This window comes from Streptomyces bambusae, from assembly GCF_019400985.1.
In the GTDB taxonomy this organism is placed as follows: Bacteria; Actinomycetota; Actinomycetes; order Streptomycetales; family Streptomycetaceae; genus Streptomyces; species Streptomyces bambusae_A.
Map to the genome: position 1 here is coordinate 1 of NZ_WTFF01000027.1, position 16157 is coordinate 16157.

Here is a 16157-nt window from a genome sequence, read left to right on the forward strand (position 1 = left end):
GTTACGGGCCGCGCGCCCGCCGTTACGGGCGGCGCGCCACGCCGTCCGCGCGGGCCGCCGCGGCGACCGCGGCCTCGACGGCCTTGGCCACGCGCTCGTCGAACGGCGACGGGATCACGTAGTCGGCGGCGAGCTCGTCGTCGGCGACGACGCCGGCGATGGCGTCGGCAGCGGCGATCTTCATGTTCTCGGTGATCCGGGAGGCCCGGACCTTGAGGGCGCCCGCGAAGATGCCGGGGAAGGCGAGCACGTTGTTGATCTGGTTCGGGAAGTCCGAGCGGCCCGTGGCCACGACCGCCGCGTACTTGTGCGCGACCTCCGGGTGGACCTCCGGGTTGGGGTTGGCCATGGCGAAGACGAACGCGTTCTTCGCCATCGACGCCACCGCCGCCTCGGACACCGTGCCGCCGGAGACGCCGATGAACACGTCGGCACCGGCCATGGCGGACTCCAGGGAACCGCTGAGGCCGCTCTTGTTCGTCAGGGCGGCGATCTCCGCCTTGACGTCCGTCAGGTCCGCGCGGTCGGCGGAGACGACGCCCTTGCGGTCGGTGACGCAGACGTCGCCGATGCCCGCGTCCACCAGGATCTTGGCGATGGCGATGCCCGCCGCGCCGGAGCCCGAGATCACGGCGCGCAGGTCGCCGAGGGTGCGGCCGGTGAGCTTGGCGGCGTTGCGCAGGGCGGCCAGCGAGACGATCGCGGTGCCGTGCTGGTCGTCGTGGAAGACCGGGATGTCCACGAGCTCCTGGAGGCGCCGCTCGATCTCGAAGCAGCGGGGGGCGGAGATGTCCTCCAGGTTCACTCCGCCGAAGGACGGGGCGAGCCGGACCACGGTCTCGATGATCTCGTCCGTGTCCTTGGTGGCGAGCGCGATCGGGACCGCGTCCACGCCGCCGAACTGCTTGAAGAGGATGGCCTTGCCCTCCATCACGGGGAGGGAGGCCTCAGGTCCGATGTCACCGAGTCCGAGCACGGCGGTGCCGTCGGTGACGACGGCGACGACGTTGGACTTCCAGGTGTAGTCGTGGACCAGGTCCGGCTGCTCGGCGATGGCGCTGCACACCTTCGCCACGCCCGGCGTGTACGCCAGGGACAGGTCGTCCTTGTCCCGGACCGGGACGGTGGCCTGGACGGCCATCTTGCCGCCCCGGTGCAGCGCGAAGGCCGCGTCCGGGTTGTTCTCCGTCTCGCTGTCGCTGCGAGGGTTGACGATCTCCGCTGCCACTTCTTGTGACCCCTTAAGTCTTTGAATCATTGAGGGTGACCACTCCTGGTTAAGGGGTGGGCGGGCACCGCGTACGAACTCCGCATCGACGGTTGGCCCGTCTCCGCGAAGGGGAGGCTCGTACGCGCGGGCGCGCCGCACACGCGCCCTGAGCCCCTGATGAGGGGTGTAAGGATCTGTTCTACCCGAAGAACGCTCACCCAGACGAGTCGATTCCTACTCGAACGCACGCCCCTTGTCCGGGTTTCGGCGAAAAGTCCAAAGACCCGTGTCCAGTCCTTGGGACGGTCCGTAACCCAACCGTAAAAAATCTCGCCAAAGTCGCAGGTCACAGCACATATTTCGGCGGCGGGAGGGGGTGCCCGCAGGCCCGTGGGGCGCTTCGGGACACCCGTTATCCGATTTTGACCTGACGAACTGCCTGAATGCGCCAGTCCGAATGGCAAGATGCGTCAATCACACAAGGTCGTGACACTCGAAGGTGCGTGCTCGACCACTATCGGATGCTTTTCCCTTCCTGCCGGAGGAACCAGCTCATGACCGCTAGCACCACTCGTCGTACGACCGCTGCCCGGTCCCGGATCGCCGCGGTCGGCGCGATCGCGGTCGCCGGCGCCCTGATCCTCACCGGTTGTGGCGACCAGACGGACAAGGGCTCCTCGACCCCGGGTGAGACGAAGGCGAACAGCAGCGCGCCGCTCTTCGCGAAGCTCCCGAAGAAGGTCCAGGACGCGGGCGTGATCAAGGTCGGCACCGACGCGACCTACGCCCCGATGGAGTTCACCGAGGGCGGCAAGATCGTCGGCGTCGACCCGGACATCGCCGCGGCGCTGAGCAAGCAGCTGGGTGTCACCTTCAAGTTCGAGTCGGGCACGTTCGACACCCTGATCGGCAGCATGCAGACCGGCCGCAGCGACATGGTCATGTCCTCGCTGACCGACACCAAGGCCCGCCAGGAGGGCCTGGACGACAAGGGCAACAAGACCGGTGCCGGCGTCGACTTCGTCGACTACTTCACCGCCTCGACCGGCATCCTGGTCAAGAAGGGCAACCCCGAGGGCATCAAGACCCTCGACGACCTGTGCGGCAAGACGGTCGCCGTCCAGCGCGGCACCACGTACGAGGACTCCGCCAAGACCCAGGCCGAGAAGTGCAAGACGGACGGCAAGGGCGAGCTCAAGATCGAGTCCTTCCCGACCGACGCCGAGGCCCAGACCCGCGTGAAGGCCGGCGGCGCCGTCGCCGACCTCAACGACTCCCCGGTCGCCGCGCACATCGCCAAGACCGCGGGCGGCGGCAACGACTTCGAGGCGATCGCCAACCCGACCGACGCCGGCCTCTTCGGCATCGCGGTGGACAAGAAGAACACCGAGCTGCGCGACGCCCTCAAGGAAGCGCTCGACGCGATCATCAAGGACGGCACCTACAAGGCCGCCCTGGACAAGTGGAACGCCGGTTCCGGTGCCGTGACCGAGGCCAAGGTCAACGCCGGTCAGTGACCTCCCCTGTAGTACGCGCGGTACGCGGTACTCCGAAGCACATGCAGCACTGAAGGGCAGTCACTGTGACTGACAAGCTCGACAAGGTCCCGGACCCGGCGGACACTCCGCCGGCCGGGGCCGTCCCCCCCGAGGCGATCCGCGCCATCCCGGTCCGCCACTACGGCCGCTGGATCAGCGCCGTCGTCGTGATCGCACTGGTCGTGGCCCTCGGCTTCGCCTTCGCGCAGGGCAACGTCCGCTGGGCGACCGTGCCGGAGAAGCTCTTCGAGCCCTCGATCCTCGAGGGTCTGGCCAACACCGTCTGGATCAGCGTCGCCTCGATGGCCCTCGGCCTCGTCCTCGGCGTGGTCTTCGCGGTGATGCGGCTCTCGAAGAACCCGGTGACCAGTACCATCGCCTGGTTCTACATCTGGTTCTTCCGGGGTACCCCGGTCTACGTCCAGCTCCTCATCTGGTTCAACCTCGCCCTGATCTTCCCGATCCTGAACCTCGGGTTCTACAAGGACGAGATGACCCAGGTCATGACGCCGTTCCTGGCCGCCCTGCTGGGCCTGGGCCTGAACGAGGGCGCGTACATGGCCGAGATCGTCCGTGCGGGCATCCAGTCCGTCGACGAGGGCCAGACGGAGGCCTCGCACGCGCTCGGCATGACCCAGACGCAGACCATGCGCCGGGTCGTCCTGCCGCAGGCCATGCGGGTGATCGTGCCGCCGACCGGCAACGAGTTCATCAACATGCTGAAGACCTCGTCGCTGGTGGTCGCGGTGCAGTACTTCGACCTGCTGCGCGCCGCTCAGGACATCGCCGCCACCTCGTTCGCGGTGATGGAGATGTTCTTCGTCGCCTCGATCTGGTACCTGGCGCTGACCAGCATCTTCTCCGTCGGCCAGTACTACCTGGAGCGGCACTACGCGCGCGGTGCGCTGCGCTCGCTGCCCCCCACGCCGTGGCAGAAGGTCAAGGCGAACCTCTCCCGCTTCTCGACCCGCAAGGCGGTGGCCTGATGACTGCCATGGTGAAGGCCGAGGGCGTCCACAAGTCCTACGGTGCGGCGCACATCCTCAAGGGCATCGACCTGGAGGTCGCCCCGCGTGAGGTGTTCTGCCTGATCGGCCCCTCGGGCTCCGGCAAGTCGACCTTCCTGCGGTGCATCAACCACCTGGAGAAGATCAACGCGGGCCGGCTGTACGTCGACGGCGACCTCGTCGGCTACCGCCAGAAGGGCGACAAGCTCTACGAGCTGAAGGACAGCGAGGTCGCGGCCCAGCGCCGGGACATCGGCATGGTCTTCCAGCGCTTCAACCTCTTCCCGCACATGACGGCCATCGAGAACGTGATGGAAGCCCCGGTCATGGTCAAGGGCGAGTCCAAGGCGGTGGCGCGCGAGCGCGCGATCCGGCTGCTCGACCGGGTGGGTCTGGGCGACAAGGGCGGCAACTACCCCTCGCAGCTCTCCGGCGGCCAGCAGCAGCGCGTGGCCATCGCCCGCGCGCTGGCCATGGAGCCGAAGCTGATGCTCTTCGACGAGCCCACCTCTGCGCTCGACCCGGAGCTGGTGGGCGACGTCCTCGACGTCATGCGGGACCTGGCCGAATCGGGCATGACCATGGTCGTGGTGACCCACGAGATGGGCTTCGCCCGCGAGGTCGGCGACAGCCTGGTCTTCATGGACGGCGGTGTGGTGGTCGAGTCCGGCCACCCGCGTGACGTCCTGGGCAACCCGCAGCACGACCGGACGAAGGCGTTCCTGTCCAAGGTGCTGTAGCGGGCCGCAGGCACGGCGATGCCCGAGGGGCGGTACGGATCCTCCGTACCGCCCCTCGGCGTATGCGTATGCGGATGCGTACACGTGTGGGGACAGCGTGCGCGGATGCCGTACGCCGGCTACTTCAGCCCGAGCACGAGCGCGTCGGACGGGGACGCCCACACGGTCCGGGCCTCGGCGAAGCCGGCCTCGCGCAGGGTGCGGGCGTGCCATCCGGCGGAGGGGGCGTCGCCGTCGGCGTGCTCGCCGTAGATCGCGAAGCGGGCCTTCGTCGGCTCGGCCAGCACCGGGTCGGCGGCGGCCAGGGCCCACCACTCCCGCCAGTCGAGCACACCTGCGGCCTTGGCCCGGTCCATGGCGGCGTGCCGCGCGGCGCGTTCGGCGGCGTTGATGCGCGGGGTGGCCTGGTCGATCATGTGGTCGGCGTTCATGAACACGCCGCCGCGGCGCACGAGCGGTGCGAGCTGCCCGTAGAGCACGGCCAGCTCGTCGCTGTGGAGCCAGTGCAGGGCGGTGGCGGTGAGCACCGCGTCGTACGTGTCGTACGGCAGGGCCGCGGTCCATGCCGGGTCCTTGAGGTCGGCGGTGACGAAGGAGGCCCTGGCGTCGCCGGCGAAGTGGCCGCGGGCGATGGTCAGCAGGGCGGGGTCCAGATCCACGCCCGTGCCGGTGGCCTCCGGGAACCGCTTGAGCACCCGATCCGTAATACTTCCCGTACCGCACGCCAGATCGAGCACCCGGGGGGCCGTACCCACCGTCGCCTCGACCATGTCCAGCATCACCCGGAACCGCTCCTCGCGGTCCGGCATGTACCACTCCTGCTGGCGGTCCCAGCTGTCCTGCCAGGCCTGCCAGTCCGTACCGGCCGCAGTGCCCGTCGCCGTACCGGTCATCGCACACACCCTCCGTACGTAATACCCTCGAAGACGTCTCAGCTGTTACAGAGACCCTAGCCCGCAGCCGTAAGGACTACAAGTGGAACTGGCCCATTACTCGGACTTCGCCGTGCGCCTGGTCAACACCGAGGAGCCGGCCCGCAACAAGGACTCGCTCACCTCGGTGGACGCCGTCCGCTCCCTCTTCGGCGCCAGCACGCAGATGGCCCGCCGGGTCACGGACGCGGACGTGACCCGCTTCCGCAACGTGCGCGGCCGCCTGCGCGCCGTCTTCGAGGCCGCCAACGGGGGCGACCACGTGCTCGCGGTCGACCTGCTGAACTCGCTGCTGATGGAGTTCCCCGTCAGCCCGCAGATCTCCGGCCACGAGTACCTCGACGACGAGGGCAGGCCTGACTGGCACATGCACCTCGCCGACCATCCCTCCAACGCCACGGCCGGCTACGCGGCCATCGCGTCCATGGGCCTGGCCTTCCACCTCACCTCGTTCGGCCCGGACCGGCTCGGCCTGTGCCAGGCGCCCCCGTGCCGCAACGCCTACCTGGACACCTCCACCAACCGCTCCCGCCGCTACTGCTCCGACCGCTGCGCCACCCGCGCCAACGTGGCCGCCTACCGGGCGCGCAAGCGGCTGGAGGCCTCGGGGTCGGGCAGCAGCAGCCGCAGCGCGGAGCCGGCCCAGGACAGCCGCGCCCTCAGCGACCGCTGATCGGGCGTCCGGGGCCGGTAGCGGCACCGGGCGACGGCGAGGACCAGGTCCTCGGGCACGACGCCGTAGTCCTCGCTGTCGCCGGTGGTGTTGAAGCCGTTGTCGCCGAGCACCCACCAGCCGCCGGGGCGCCGCTCCACGGCGCGCTTGACGACGACGAGGTCCTGCTGGAGCGGATGGCGCAGCAGTACGACGTCACCCGGGCGGACGCGCGCCCCGTAGCGTACGACCAGCCGGTCGCCCTCGTACAGCGTCGGCACCATCGACGGGCCGTACACCTCCACCACCACGAACGGCACCTGCCAGCCCATGCGCACCTCCTGCTCCACGTCCGCGCGGTGTGCCGCGCGCTGGTCCGTACGCCGTCCCGGACGGCGTCCGTATGTTCGCTCACCCCTCCCATCCTGACCCTGGACTTTTGTCCTAAGCCCCTGGGGGCGCCCGCGAAATCCGCTTTCTCACCGAGTAATCTCCCCCTTGAGAAGACGATCACGAGGAGGACGAGCTCAATGCTTTCCCGCCTTTTCGCCCCCAAGGCGAAGGTCAGCGCCCACTGCGACCTGCCGTGCGGCGTGTACGACCCTGCCCAGGCCCGCATCGAGGCCGAGTCGGTCAAGGCCGTCCAGGAGAAGTACCAGGCCAACGAGGACGCGGACTTCCGCGCCCGCGCCATCACCATCAAGGAGCAGCGCGCGGAGCTGGCCAAGCACCACGTGTCGGTCCTGTGGAGCGACTACTTCAAGCCCCCGCACTTCGAGAAGTACCCGCAGCTCCACACGCTGGTGAACGACACCCTCAAGGCCCTGTCGGCCGCGAAGGCGTCGAACGACCCGGCGACCGGCCAGAAGGCCCTGGACCTCATCGCCGAGATCGACCGGATCTTCTGGGAGACCAAGGCCGCCTGAGTCAGGCGCATAGTCCGTCCGTCCTGGACTCCAGGTCAGCGGGCTACGAGGAAGGCCCGGCCGCTGTTGCAGCCGGGCCTTCCAAGATCAATTGTGGGCCGTTTGGGAGATGCTCACGCGACGACGGGGGCGCATTCGTGCGTCCAGGCCCCGTAGGCTGCGCCCATGGCAATTCGCGCTGTGGTGTTCGACGTGGGAGAGTGCCTGGTCGACGAGACCCGGGAGTACGGCACGTGGGCGGACTGGCTCGGCGTACCGCGGCACACGTTCGCCGCAATGTTCGGTGCGGTCATCGCGCAAGGCCGCGACTACCGTGAGACGTTTCAGGAGTTTCGGCCGGGGTTCGACCTCACCGAGCAGCGCGAGGCCCGCGCGGCCGCCGGTCAGCCGGAGTGGTTCGGCGAGGACGACCTGTACCCGGACGTCCGGCCCGCCCTGGCCAAGCTCCGTGCGGACGGGCTATGGCTCGGCATCGCAGGAAACCAGACCGTGCGCGCCGGCTGCCTACTCCGAGGCCTCTTCACCGGCGACGTCGACTTGATCGGAACCTCCGACGACTGGGGAGCCAGCAAGCCCGACCCGCTGTTCTTCGAGCGCGTCGCCGAGGTAGTCCCCTACGACAACGACGAGATCCTCTACGTCGGCGACCGCATCGACAACGACCTCCGACCCGGCGCCGCCGCTGGCATGCATACCGCGCTCATCCGCCGCGGCCCCTGGGCCACCATCCAGTGGGACAGCGATGAGGCCCGGCAGCTGCCGACGTTCCGGGTGGAGTCGCTGGCCGAGCTACCGGGCCTCATTGCCGAGTTCAACACGCCAGAGCGCTGACGACCGCGCCCCACCCGTACAACCGGTCATCAAGGTCACGGACGCACTGCTCGTGCTGCCACGCGGCGAGGGCGCGCCGCACGTCGCGGACGCGCTCCATTCCAGTGGCGTACCAATGCCTCTCCAGAAGTTCCAGCGCGCGCAGGGCGTAACCTGCGGCAGCCTCCGGATGGCCGGCCGCGGCCTCGACCGCGCCGAGGTCGCCGAGGATCACCGGGCGCTGCTTGTCCGCGTCCGCGGGGAGTTCTTCAAGGACTCGGAGCAGTGTTTCCCTCGCCTGCGGCAGGTGCCCGGCCTTCAGCTGCGTGTTGCCCTTGAACGCGGCCATACGGACGGGGCTGAACCAGTCCATCCACTCCGGGTTCGAGTGCTCGCCGCCTGCCGCGAGCACGTCCTCGCCGTGCGCGATGAGGTTGAGCGCGGCCCGCATGTTTCCGCACCGGGTCTCGCACTCCGCCTCGACCGCGTCCAGCCACGCCAAGAACTCCGGGCTGGCTGGGGCCCGGCGTGCGTAGGTCCGCGCAGCAATCATGAGCTCGGCGGCTGCGGGCTGGTCTCCGGCCCATCCCGGCACGAACGCCATGTGTGCCAGGACGGCCGAGCCCAACAGAGGGTCGTCGGCCTCGCCGGCGGCCTGGAGAGCGCGGACCCAGGTGTCCCGGGCGCGTTCCGGAGCGCGCTGGTCGAAGAACTCGATCCGGCCGGCGAGGAGATGACTCTCGGCGAGGGCTGCCGCCAGGGTCTGCCGAGTGTTCCCGGCGGTGGCCGGGAACAGCGCGTCGCCGAGCTCGGCGTGCGCAGTTACGGCCGGGTGGAGGGTGGCCGGGGCGACGGTCCAGTAGAGCCGCCGGTGCGAGCGGGTAACGGCCATGTACTCGGCGGCAGCGGTGGCCGGCTGCATCGTGTTCGGCGTGCGGACGACGGAGCGACTGGGCGGAGCAAGGACGGTGGCTGGGGGCGCTGGTTCCACGATGCCGGTGGGCGGGGTGAAGCCGAGTTGCTCCATGGTCTGGCCGAGGAGCTGTTGCAGGGCCAGGCGGGCGTCCGGGTAGGGCCAGGGCGGGCTGCTGGATTCCCAGCGCTGGACCTGCTTCAGGCCGACGGTGACGCCGAGGCGGGCGAGCGCGTTGACGAGGTCCTGTTGCGAGCGGAACCCGGCAGCTGTGCGCGCCGCGCGTAGCCGCGCGTTGCCGGTGGAACGGGCCATCCCGACCTCCGTGAGTGCGAGTTTCTGTCACTGTCTCAGGAAGTCGCGCGCTAGACCACGATTCACCACAACGGGCGCAGAGAAGTCCCTTTTTGTGCCGTGAGAAGTCCCTGAGAAGTCCTCGCGTCAGGACTTCTTGCGGTCCAAGGTGTTCCCCACCAACCCGCTGACGACGGTAGGGAGCACCGGCATGGACGCCCGTGAGAACGGCCTGGCCTTCCACCATGTTGAGCATCGACTACGCGGCCGGCAGGTCGTGGACACCCGGTCGCTCCGGGAGGGCGAGCTGATGGCCGTCATGGCCGAGGCCGGCGGCGACCTCGTCGCGTACATCCGCGGCGCCGACCACCGCGAGTTCGACGCCCCGCTCGACTGCGTCAGGCCCGCCCGGTGAGCAGGCGGCGCAGCCTGGCCCAGATGAAGGCCGAGGCCGCGAACCTCGCGGTGACCGGCCTCGGCCTGGAGGTCCAGCCGTCCCCGGCCCACCTCGGGGGTGTCTGCCGCGCGATGACCGTGCCGTGCCCGTTCTGCCTGCGGCCGGGCGCCATCCAACGGCGGTTCGGCTCCACCCTGGTCTACTGCGCGCCTTGCCAGGCCGGGGTCGGGATCGTGCACGACCCGGTGCACTGCTGGAAGCGGCTGTGAGACTTGCCCGATCCCGTCCGGGACCGGGTGCACGCAACCGATTGGAGTCACTTGACATCCTCCCCTCCCTGAAGGGAGGGGATTCCTACGGCTCGCGCCGTGGGGTTTTCTGCTTCGTCGCCGGCTGCCCGCCCGGAGAACTCCGTTGAGGTCTTACACCAGCTCCACAGACAGACACCGCCAGCCCGGCGGCCAAAATGTTCTTCGCCGCGTTCACGTCCCGGTCATGGGTCGTCCCGCAGTCGCACGTCCAGGTGCGGACGTTCAGCGGCATCTTGCTCTGCAAGGTGCCGCAGGTGGAGCACAGCTTGGACGAGGGGAACCACCGGTCCACGGCGATCACCTCGCGTCCGTACCAGCCTGCCTTGTACTCCAGCATGGACCGCATCTCGGTCCAGCTCGCGTCCGAGATCGCTCGGGCGAGCGAGTGGTTCTTGACCATGTTGCGCACGGTCAGGTCCTCGATCACGATCGTTTGGTTTTCACGAACGAGACGAGTGGTCAGCTTGTGCAGGAAGTCCCGGCGCCGGTCGGCGATCCGGGCGTGGACCTTGGCGACCTTGCGCCGGGCCTTGACCCGGTTGACTCCGTCGCCCTTGGCCTTGCGGGACAGATTCCGCTGGGCCTTCGCCAGACGGGCGCGGTCCTTGCGTTCGAACTTCGGGTTGGTGATCTTCTCCCCGGTGGAGAGCGTCACGAGACTGGTGATCCCGGCGTCGATGCCGACAGCCGCGTTCACCGGCTCGGGCATCGTCGGCCTGTCGTCGCACAGCATCGAGACGAACCAGCGTCCGGCCGCATCCTGCGACACGGTCACCGTGGACGGGCTCGCGCCATCCGGGATCGGACGAGACCAGACGATGTCCAGCGGGTCGGACATCTTCGCCAGCGTCAGCCTGCCGTCCCGGTAGCGGAACGCGGAAGACGAGTACTCGGCGGACTTGCGGGACTTCTTCCGCGACTTGAAACGCGGGTACTTACCCCGCTTGGCGAAGAAGCTGGCGAACGCGCCCTGCAGATGCCGAAGACCCTGCTGGAGCGGAACCGAGGACACCTCGGAGAGGTAGGACAGTTCCTCGGTCTTCTTCCACTCCGTCAGCATCGCCGAGGTCTGGCTGTAGTTGACCCGCTCCTGCCGCGCCCACGCCTCCGTACGGGCCGCGAGCGCCAGGTTGTAGACCTTCCGAACGCATCCGAACGTGCGCGACAGCTCGGCTGCCTGCGCGTCGGTCGGATAGAAGCGGTACTTGAACGCCCGCTTCACCTGGTTCGTGGACACGCTTACAAACTAGCGGGACCTGATGTAAAGATCAAACCTGCGGGTCAGGGCACTGCGATCCGCCCTGGCGGCAGATCCCAGCTCCGCAGGAGTCCGATTCCTCCCCGCCCTAAAGGGCGGGGTTTCCTCGGAGGCATCCGATGAACGTCACGTCCCCCGTTCCCGTCGCCCCGTGGGGGAGCAGCCGCCTCGCCCCGTACAGCACCACGGTGAGCGTCCCGTACACCTCGGTCACCGTCGACCCCGCCACTCAGCTCGGCGTCTTTCGGGACCGGTTCGGCCGGGTGGTCGAGATGGGCAAGCACGGCACCAGCAGCGCCACGGGGACCACGACCTCGACCAGCCCCGACGGGGGGGCAAGGGTCCGGCGACCAGGGCAGCGACCAGGACAGCCAGCAGGACTGATGCGTACGACCGAGAAGAGGCCGGTAGTGGTGGCCACTGAGGCGGACGACGTCACCGCCGACATGGTCATCGCCGAACTCAGCCGGCGAAGTGTGCCGGTGGTCAGGTTCAACCCCGCCGACATCGGCGACGGCCTGACGGTCTCGGCTCGGTACGGCATCCGTCCGGCCGACACGGCCGGGCGGATGCTCACCCCGTCGAGAGCCGCTCGATTGGATGACATCCGGGCCGTGTACTGGCGCCGGCCAACGTGGCCCGACTTCCCGCAGCTGAGCCCCGATGACGCGCGGTTCGCCGCCGCGCAGACGCGATATGGATTCGGCGGCGTCCTGCACGCCCTCGACGGCCCACTGTGGGTGAACGGGACTACTCTGCCCTGGCGTACTCGGTCGTCACCTTGCCGAGCTCGCTGGAAGCGGCGCTGCTCGCCTTCCTCGACGCCTGCGGTCTCCCGTCCGGAAGCTTCGACCTCGCGGCCGACCGCGACGGAGCGTACTGGCTCCTGGAATTGAACCCCAACGGTCAATGGGGCTGGCTGGAGGAGCAGACCGGGCTCCCGATGGCGGCCGCCTTCGCCGACCTGCTCGCCCGAGGAGGAACCCCTTGGCCGACACCAGCCCCGAGCGGCAGGCCCTCGCCGACCGCCTCGAAGCCGGACCGGAACCGGGTACTCCACCGCCGTGATGTGTCACCGCCTGGGTGAGGACAACGTCACCACGATCGAGGTCGACGCGGCAGTCGCGGCCCGCGCCGACGCGGCCCTGGAGGCCGCCGGCTTCTCCACCTGGACCGTCACCGGGGACGGACTCCTCGGCCTGCCCCGTCGCGCCCCGTACGACAGGGTGATCGCCACCTGCGGTGTGCGACGCATCCCCTACACGTGGGTGCGGCAGACCCGCCCCGGCGGTGTCATCCTCGCGACCGTCGGGTCACTGCTCACCGGGACCGGCCTCGCGAAGGTCACGGTTCGCGACGACGGGACGGCCGACGGGAGGTTCGTCGCCCACGCCAGCTTCATGCAGGCACGCTCGCAGGCCGTCACGCAGATCGCCGGGGACCTCTCCTCCCGCGTGGCGTACTCCGACGGCGAGCGGCGGGCCCTCGTCGCCCCGACCGACCTCGACGAGCCCATGCCGGCCTTCCTGGCCCAGCTCGCAGCTCCCGCGGCCCAAGTCCTGCGGGTGCGGGCCGGCGACGGGAGGGCCCGCGTCTACCTCTTCGACCCGGACCGGGAATCGTTCGCCGAGCTCGTCCAGGACGGCGACGAGTGGGGCGTACGCCAGGGCGGCCCCGTCCGTCTGTGGGACGACATCGAGCGGGCCCTCCTCGGATGGGCCGACATCGGACGGCCGGACATCACTGAGGTCCGCCTCCGCGTGACCGAGCGGGGGCACACGTACTTCCTCGCGAACTCCCCGGAGCTGCGCTGGCAGCACCCGGTCTGCTGACCCGCAGCACCGTGGGCTTCGGCTTGTGCGGGTACGGACGGGCACCGACGGGTACGGACGCCCCGGGGGTGCCCGTGGTGGCGGCGGGTCAGCCGCGGCCGCGCAGGAGCTCGGTGGCCTCGGCGACCGTACGGGCCAGGCGGGCGTGCAGCTCGCGCAGCTGGGAGGCGCTGACCCCGTGGTCGCGCGCGGCGTCGCGGACGTCGTCGCGGAACCGGTCGAGCAGCCGGTCCAGGTCCCGGGCCGGGTCGCCGGACGGGGCCAGGTCCCGGGCCCACTGCGGGGCCTCACCGACGCCCGAAGCCGTACCCGAAGCCGTACCCGCACCCGTACCGCCGACGCCCGTACCCGCACCCGCACCGCCGGCACCGGCCGTGCCGTCGGCGCCGGTGGCGCCCTCGGCGCCGGTGGCGGCGCCGTTCGTGGTGGTCGGGCCCTGCCCGCCCAGCCAGGCCGCCAGCTTGTCCGTGAAGTCCGTCAGGCCCTCCCGTACGCCCGACTTCGCGAACTGCTCCTGGAACTGGCCGGCCAGGCGCTGGACGTCCTCCCGCGCCCGGTCCTGGGCCTCCTTCGCCTGGCGGCGGGCCGCCTGGGCCTCCTCGCGGGCCCGGCGGCTCTCGTCCTTGGCGCGGCGGGCCTGTTCCTTCCACTCCTGCTTGGCGCGGCGCATCTCCTCCTTCACCGCCTTCCAGGCCTCGTCGTCCACGGAGGTCTCGGAGGCCGAGGCGGCCGCCCGCATCTCGCGGCGCAGGCCGTCCGCGGCGCCGCGGACGTCGGCGCGGATCTCGGCGGCCAGCTCGGAGACCGACTCGCGGATCTCCAGCTCCAGGTCGGCGAGCTCCCCGCTGCGGCCGGCCAGCTCGGCGCGCCCGGCGTCGGTGATCGAGTAGACCTTGCGGCCGCCCTCGCTGGCGTGGGTGACGAGCCCCTCGGCCTCGAGCTTGGCCAGTCGCGGGTACACGGTGCCGGCGGAGGGCGCGTAGAGGCCCTGGAAGCGCTCCTCCAGGAGGCGGATCACCTCGTAGCCGTGGCGAGGGGCCTCGTCCAGCAGCTTGAGGAGGTAGAGCCGGAGACGGCCGTGGGCGAAGACGGGCGGCATGTCAGAGCACCTTCTTGTCGAGCGAGAGGGGGGCCGCGTCCTCCGGGTCCCGGGGGCGGCGCAGCAGGGCGATGGCGCCGGAGACGGTGGTGGCCCGCAGGGTGCCGGTCCCGGCGCCGAGGGTACCGGTGATCCGCTTGGCGCCCATCTGGCCGGAGACCCGCAGGTCCTCGAAGGCGTTGGAGATACCGCCGCTGGCCGTGTTGGCCTCGACCCGGGCGTCCGCCGGGTGCGGGAGGCGGATCGCGACCTGGCCGGAGACGGAGGTCAGCGCGATGTCGACCGGGCGGGCGGCCCGCGGTCCGGCATCGGTGTCGTTGCCGGTGTCGGTGTCGGCGGCGTTGCCGGCATCGGCAGCCGGGCCGGCGCCGAGGTCGAGCAGCATGTCGCCGCTGACGGAGTCCGCCCGTACGCGCGTGCCCGCGCCGTCCACCACGGTCAGCGCGCCCGACACGGAATGGAAGGCGAACTCGCCGGTGACGCCCTGGGCCTCCACCCCGCCGGAGACCGTGTGCGCCTTGACCGGGCCGGTCAGCCCGACGAGCGTGGTGTCGCCGGAGACCCCGGTGACGTCGGTGGCGCCGGCGATGCCGGAGACGAAGGAGACGGCACTGACCGTGGCGAGCTGGACCCGCGTGGCGGCCGGCACGGTGAGCGTGACGACGGCGCTGCGCTCCCAGGCCTTGCGGCGGCCGGAGGCCGACCACTGCTTCCAGGGCTTGCTCTCCAGCCAGCTGGAGAAGGACTGGGCCCCGTTGAAGGGGAAGTCCTCGTAGGACACGGTGAGGGTGGCGCCGTCCTGCACGATCTGGAGGGGTGGGCCGTCGATTTCGGTCACCTCCAGGCGGGCGGGACCGTCCTCCGCCGCGACGACGTTGACCGTGCCGCCGATGATCCGTACGCGGAGGTCCGCGACCGGCTCGTCGAAGGTGAGCTTCTGCGGCCCCTCGACCGACCACATGGACTGCGTTGTCATGGCCCTGATCCTCCTCGCAACATATCGCGTCTTGTGAGTAACACGATATATCGCGGTTGGGTGAAGTCAAGCGCCGTCGCGATAGAGCGTGAGTCGTGAGTCGCCGATCGCCGATCGCCGATCGCCGATCGAGCGTGAGTCGGGGCGCGACTCGCCCCGGGGCAGGCGGAAGCGGCGGCCGGCCCGCGCTCGCGGGGCCGGGGCCCGAGGCCCGGGGCCCCGGGCCGCAGGTGGGCGGCGCCGGCCGTCAGGCCGCGTCGAGCAGGGAGCTGCCGGCCCGGCGCAGCCAGGCCCGGTACGACGGGGTGCGCAGCGCGGCCTCGCGGTAGGCGTCGCGCAGGTCGGCGAAGGCCTCGGCGTGGGCGCCGGGGCGGGTGGCCAGCAGCAGCCGGACGGCCAGCGGGTCGCCGTGGAGCGGCCGGATCGCCATGTCCTCGCGGGGTCCGGACGTCGGCTGGCAGGGGGCGACCGCCTCGCCGGAGACGATGAGCGAGGCGGCGGTGTGGTAGTCGGCGTGCAGCAGGGGCGGGTCGAGGCCGGCGTCGCCGAGGACGCGGCGCAGGCCGTCCCACTCGCCGTCGACGGAAGGGTCCACCATCCAGCGGTCGTCGGCCAGTTCGCGCAGGTGGACGACCTGCTGCCGGGCCGCGGGGTGGTCGCGTGACATGGAGACGAACTGGGGCTCGCGCTCCATCAGCACCCGTATCTGGAGGCCGTCCGGCACGCGCAGGGGGAAGCCCTCCACCTCGTGCACGAAGGCCACGTCCAGCGCCCCGGCCGCCACCATCCGCAGCAGGGCGTTGGCCGAGACGTCCACGACCAGCGTGGTCTCGGTGTCGGGGAGCCGGCCGTGCAGCCGGCGCAGCCAGCCGGGCAGGGCGCGGCTGGCGGTCGATCCGATGCGCAGCCGCGGCCCGTGCGCCTGGGCGCGGGCCTCGGCGACCAGCGCGGCCATGTCGGCGAGCAGGGGCCGGGCCCGTCCCAGCACGCTGAGGCCGAAGGGGGTGGGGCGGCAGCCGGTGCGCTCGCGCAGGAACAGCTCGCCGTCCAGGGCCCGTTCGATCCGGCGCAGCTGGGTGGTCAGCGCGGGCTGGCTCACGCCGAGCTGCCGGGCGGCCTTGTGCAGGCTCCCGGCGTCGGCGATGGCGCAGAGCGCGCGCAGGTGCCTGACCTCAAGCTCCATGCCCCGAGAGTAGGCCGGTCCCCTGGGCCGCACCAGGCGCCGACATCCCGTCAAAACCCGCCATTCTCATGGGAGTCGG

At 70.4% G+C, this 16157-nt stretch carries 16 protein-coding genes and 3 pseudogenes; 11 read left to right on the forward strand and 8 right to left on the reverse strand.

Annotation, left to right across the window (positions count from 1 at the left end):
- Positions 1–22: 22 nt before the first annotated feature.
- Positions 23–1228: an NAD(P)-dependent malic enzyme gene (locus tag GPJ59_RS06750; protein WP_219665530.1), complete on the reverse strand. Its 1206-nt coding sequence runs from the start codon at positions 1226–1228 to the stop codon at positions 23–25.
- 536 nt (positions 1229–1764) lie between these two features.
- On the opposite strand from GPJ59_RS06750, the gene GPJ59_RS06755 reads away from it, so the two are divergent.
- The 3 genes from GPJ59_RS06755 to GPJ59_RS06765 all read left to right on the forward strand — a co-directional run bounded on the left by GPJ59_RS06755 (position 1765) and on the right by GPJ59_RS06765 (position 4495).
- A complete protein-coding gene (locus GPJ59_RS06755; protein WP_219665531.1) occupies positions 1765–2727 on the forward strand; it encodes an ABC transporter substrate-binding protein in 963 nt (320 codons plus the stop codon).
- A 65-nt stretch (positions 2728–2792) separates the two neighbouring features.
- A complete protein-coding gene (locus GPJ59_RS06760; protein WP_219665532.1) occupies positions 2793–3734 on the forward strand; it encodes an amino acid ABC transporter permease in 942 nt (313 codons plus the stop codon).
- Positions 3734–4495 (forward strand): amino acid ABC transporter ATP-binding protein, encoded by a 762-nt coding sequence (locus tag GPJ59_RS06765; protein ID WP_308120170.1) that lies wholly within the window; start codon positions 3734–3736, stop codon positions 4493–4495. Before GPJ59_RS06760 ends, GPJ59_RS06765 begins: the two co-directional genes overlap by 1 nt.
- Positions 4496–4614: 119 nt before the next feature.
- Here GPJ59_RS06765 and GPJ59_RS06770 read toward each other — a convergent pair whose 3' ends face one another.
- Positions 4615–5388, reverse strand: a complete 774-nt coding sequence (locus GPJ59_RS06770; protein ID WP_219665533.1) for a class I SAM-dependent methyltransferase — start codon at positions 5386–5388, stop codon at positions 4615–4617.
- An 82-nt stretch (positions 5389–5470) separates the two neighbouring features.
- On the opposite strand from GPJ59_RS06770, the gene GPJ59_RS06775 reads away from it, so the two are divergent.
- Positions 5471–6100 carry a CGNR zinc finger domain-containing protein gene (locus tag GPJ59_RS06775; protein ID WP_219665534.1) on the forward strand — a complete coding sequence of 210 codons (630 nt, stop codon included), beginning with the start codon at positions 5471–5473 and terminating at the stop codon, positions 6098–6100.
- Here GPJ59_RS06775 and sodX read toward each other — a convergent pair.
- Positions 6004–6411 (reverse strand): nickel-type superoxide dismutase maturation protease, encoded by a 408-nt coding sequence (gene sodX, locus GPJ59_RS06780; RefSeq protein ID WP_219665535.1) that lies wholly within the window; start codon positions 6409–6411, stop codon positions 6004–6006. The genes GPJ59_RS06775 and sodX overlap by 97 nt on opposite strands.
- A gap of 198 nt (positions 6412–6609) precedes the next feature.
- Between sodX and sodN the strand changes: the two genes are divergently transcribed.
- Complete coding sequence (gene sodN, locus GPJ59_RS06785; RefSeq protein WP_048475438.1) at positions 6610–7005, forward strand: superoxide dismutase, Ni; 396 nt, start codon at positions 6610–6612, stop codon at positions 7003–7005.
- A gap of 165 nt (positions 7006–7170) precedes the next feature.
- A complete protein-coding gene (locus GPJ59_RS06790) occupies positions 7171–7836 on the forward strand; it encodes an HAD family hydrolase (RefSeq protein WP_219665536.1) in 666 nt (221 codons plus the stop codon).
- Here the strand turns inward: GPJ59_RS06790 and GPJ59_RS06795 are convergent.
- Positions 7817–9043 carry a transcriptional regulator gene (locus tag GPJ59_RS06795; RefSeq protein WP_219665537.1) on the reverse strand — a complete coding sequence of 409 codons (1227 nt, stop codon included), beginning with the start codon at positions 9041–9043 and terminating at the stop codon, positions 7817–7819. The genes GPJ59_RS06790 and GPJ59_RS06795 overlap by 20 nt on opposite strands.
- A 190-nt stretch (positions 9044–9233) precedes the next feature.
- Here GPJ59_RS06795 and GPJ59_RS06800 point away from each other — a divergent pair, with 190 nt between their 5' ends.
- Positions 9234–9437 (forward strand): hypothetical protein, encoded by a 204-nt coding sequence (locus tag GPJ59_RS06800; RefSeq protein WP_219665538.1) that lies wholly within the window; start codon positions 9234–9236, stop codon positions 9435–9437.
- Positions 9434–9688: a hypothetical protein gene (locus tag GPJ59_RS06805; protein WP_219665539.1), complete on the forward strand. Its 255-nt coding sequence runs from the start codon at positions 9434–9436 to the stop codon at positions 9686–9688. Before GPJ59_RS06800 ends, GPJ59_RS06805 begins: the two co-directional genes overlap by 4 nt.
- Before the next feature lie 85 nt (positions 9689–9773).
- On the opposite strand, the gene GPJ59_RS06810 is transcribed toward GPJ59_RS06805, so the two are convergent.
- Positions 9774–10967 carry an RNA-guided endonuclease InsQ/TnpB family protein gene (locus GPJ59_RS06810; RefSeq protein ID WP_219665540.1) on the reverse strand — a complete coding sequence of 398 codons (1194 nt, stop codon included), beginning with the start codon at positions 10965–10967 and terminating at the stop codon, positions 9774–9776.
- Positions 10968–11107: 140 nt separating this feature from the next.
- Between GPJ59_RS06810 and tgmA the strand changes: the two are divergent.
- The 3 pseudogenes from tgmA to GPJ59_RS06825 all read left to right on the forward strand — a co-directional run.
- Positions 11108–11263 (forward strand): annotated as a pseudogene (gene tgmA, locus GPJ59_RS38855) (putative ATP-grasp-modified RiPP); the annotation flags it as partial.
- Between the two features lie 108 nt (positions 11264–11371).
- Positions 11372–12075, forward strand: a pseudogene (locus GPJ59_RS06820) (hypothetical protein).
- Positions 12029–12820: pseudogene (locus tag GPJ59_RS06825) on the forward strand (ATP-grasp peptide maturase system methyltransferase); the annotation flags it as partial. The pseudogenes GPJ59_RS06820 and GPJ59_RS06825, both read left to right, overlap by 47 nt.
- Positions 12821–12908: 88 nt before the next feature.
- Here the strand turns inward: GPJ59_RS06825 and GPJ59_RS06830 are convergent.
- The 3 genes from GPJ59_RS06830 to GPJ59_RS06840 form a co-directional block, all read right to left on the reverse strand.
- A complete protein-coding gene (locus GPJ59_RS06830) occupies positions 12909–13919 on the reverse strand; it encodes a PadR family transcriptional regulator (RefSeq protein WP_219665541.1) in 1011 nt (336 codons plus the stop codon).
- 1 nt (position 13920) lies between these two features.
- Positions 13921–14895, reverse strand: a complete 975-nt coding sequence (locus GPJ59_RS06835; protein WP_219665542.1) for a DUF4097 family beta strand repeat-containing protein — start codon at positions 14893–14895, stop codon at positions 13921–13923.
- A 247-nt stretch (positions 14896–15142) separates the two neighbouring features.
- Positions 15143–16078: a LysR family transcriptional regulator gene (locus GPJ59_RS06840; RefSeq protein ID WP_219665543.1), complete on the reverse strand. Its 936-nt coding sequence runs from the start codon at positions 16076–16078 to the stop codon at positions 15143–15145.
- Positions 16079–16157: the final 79 nt, after the last annotated feature.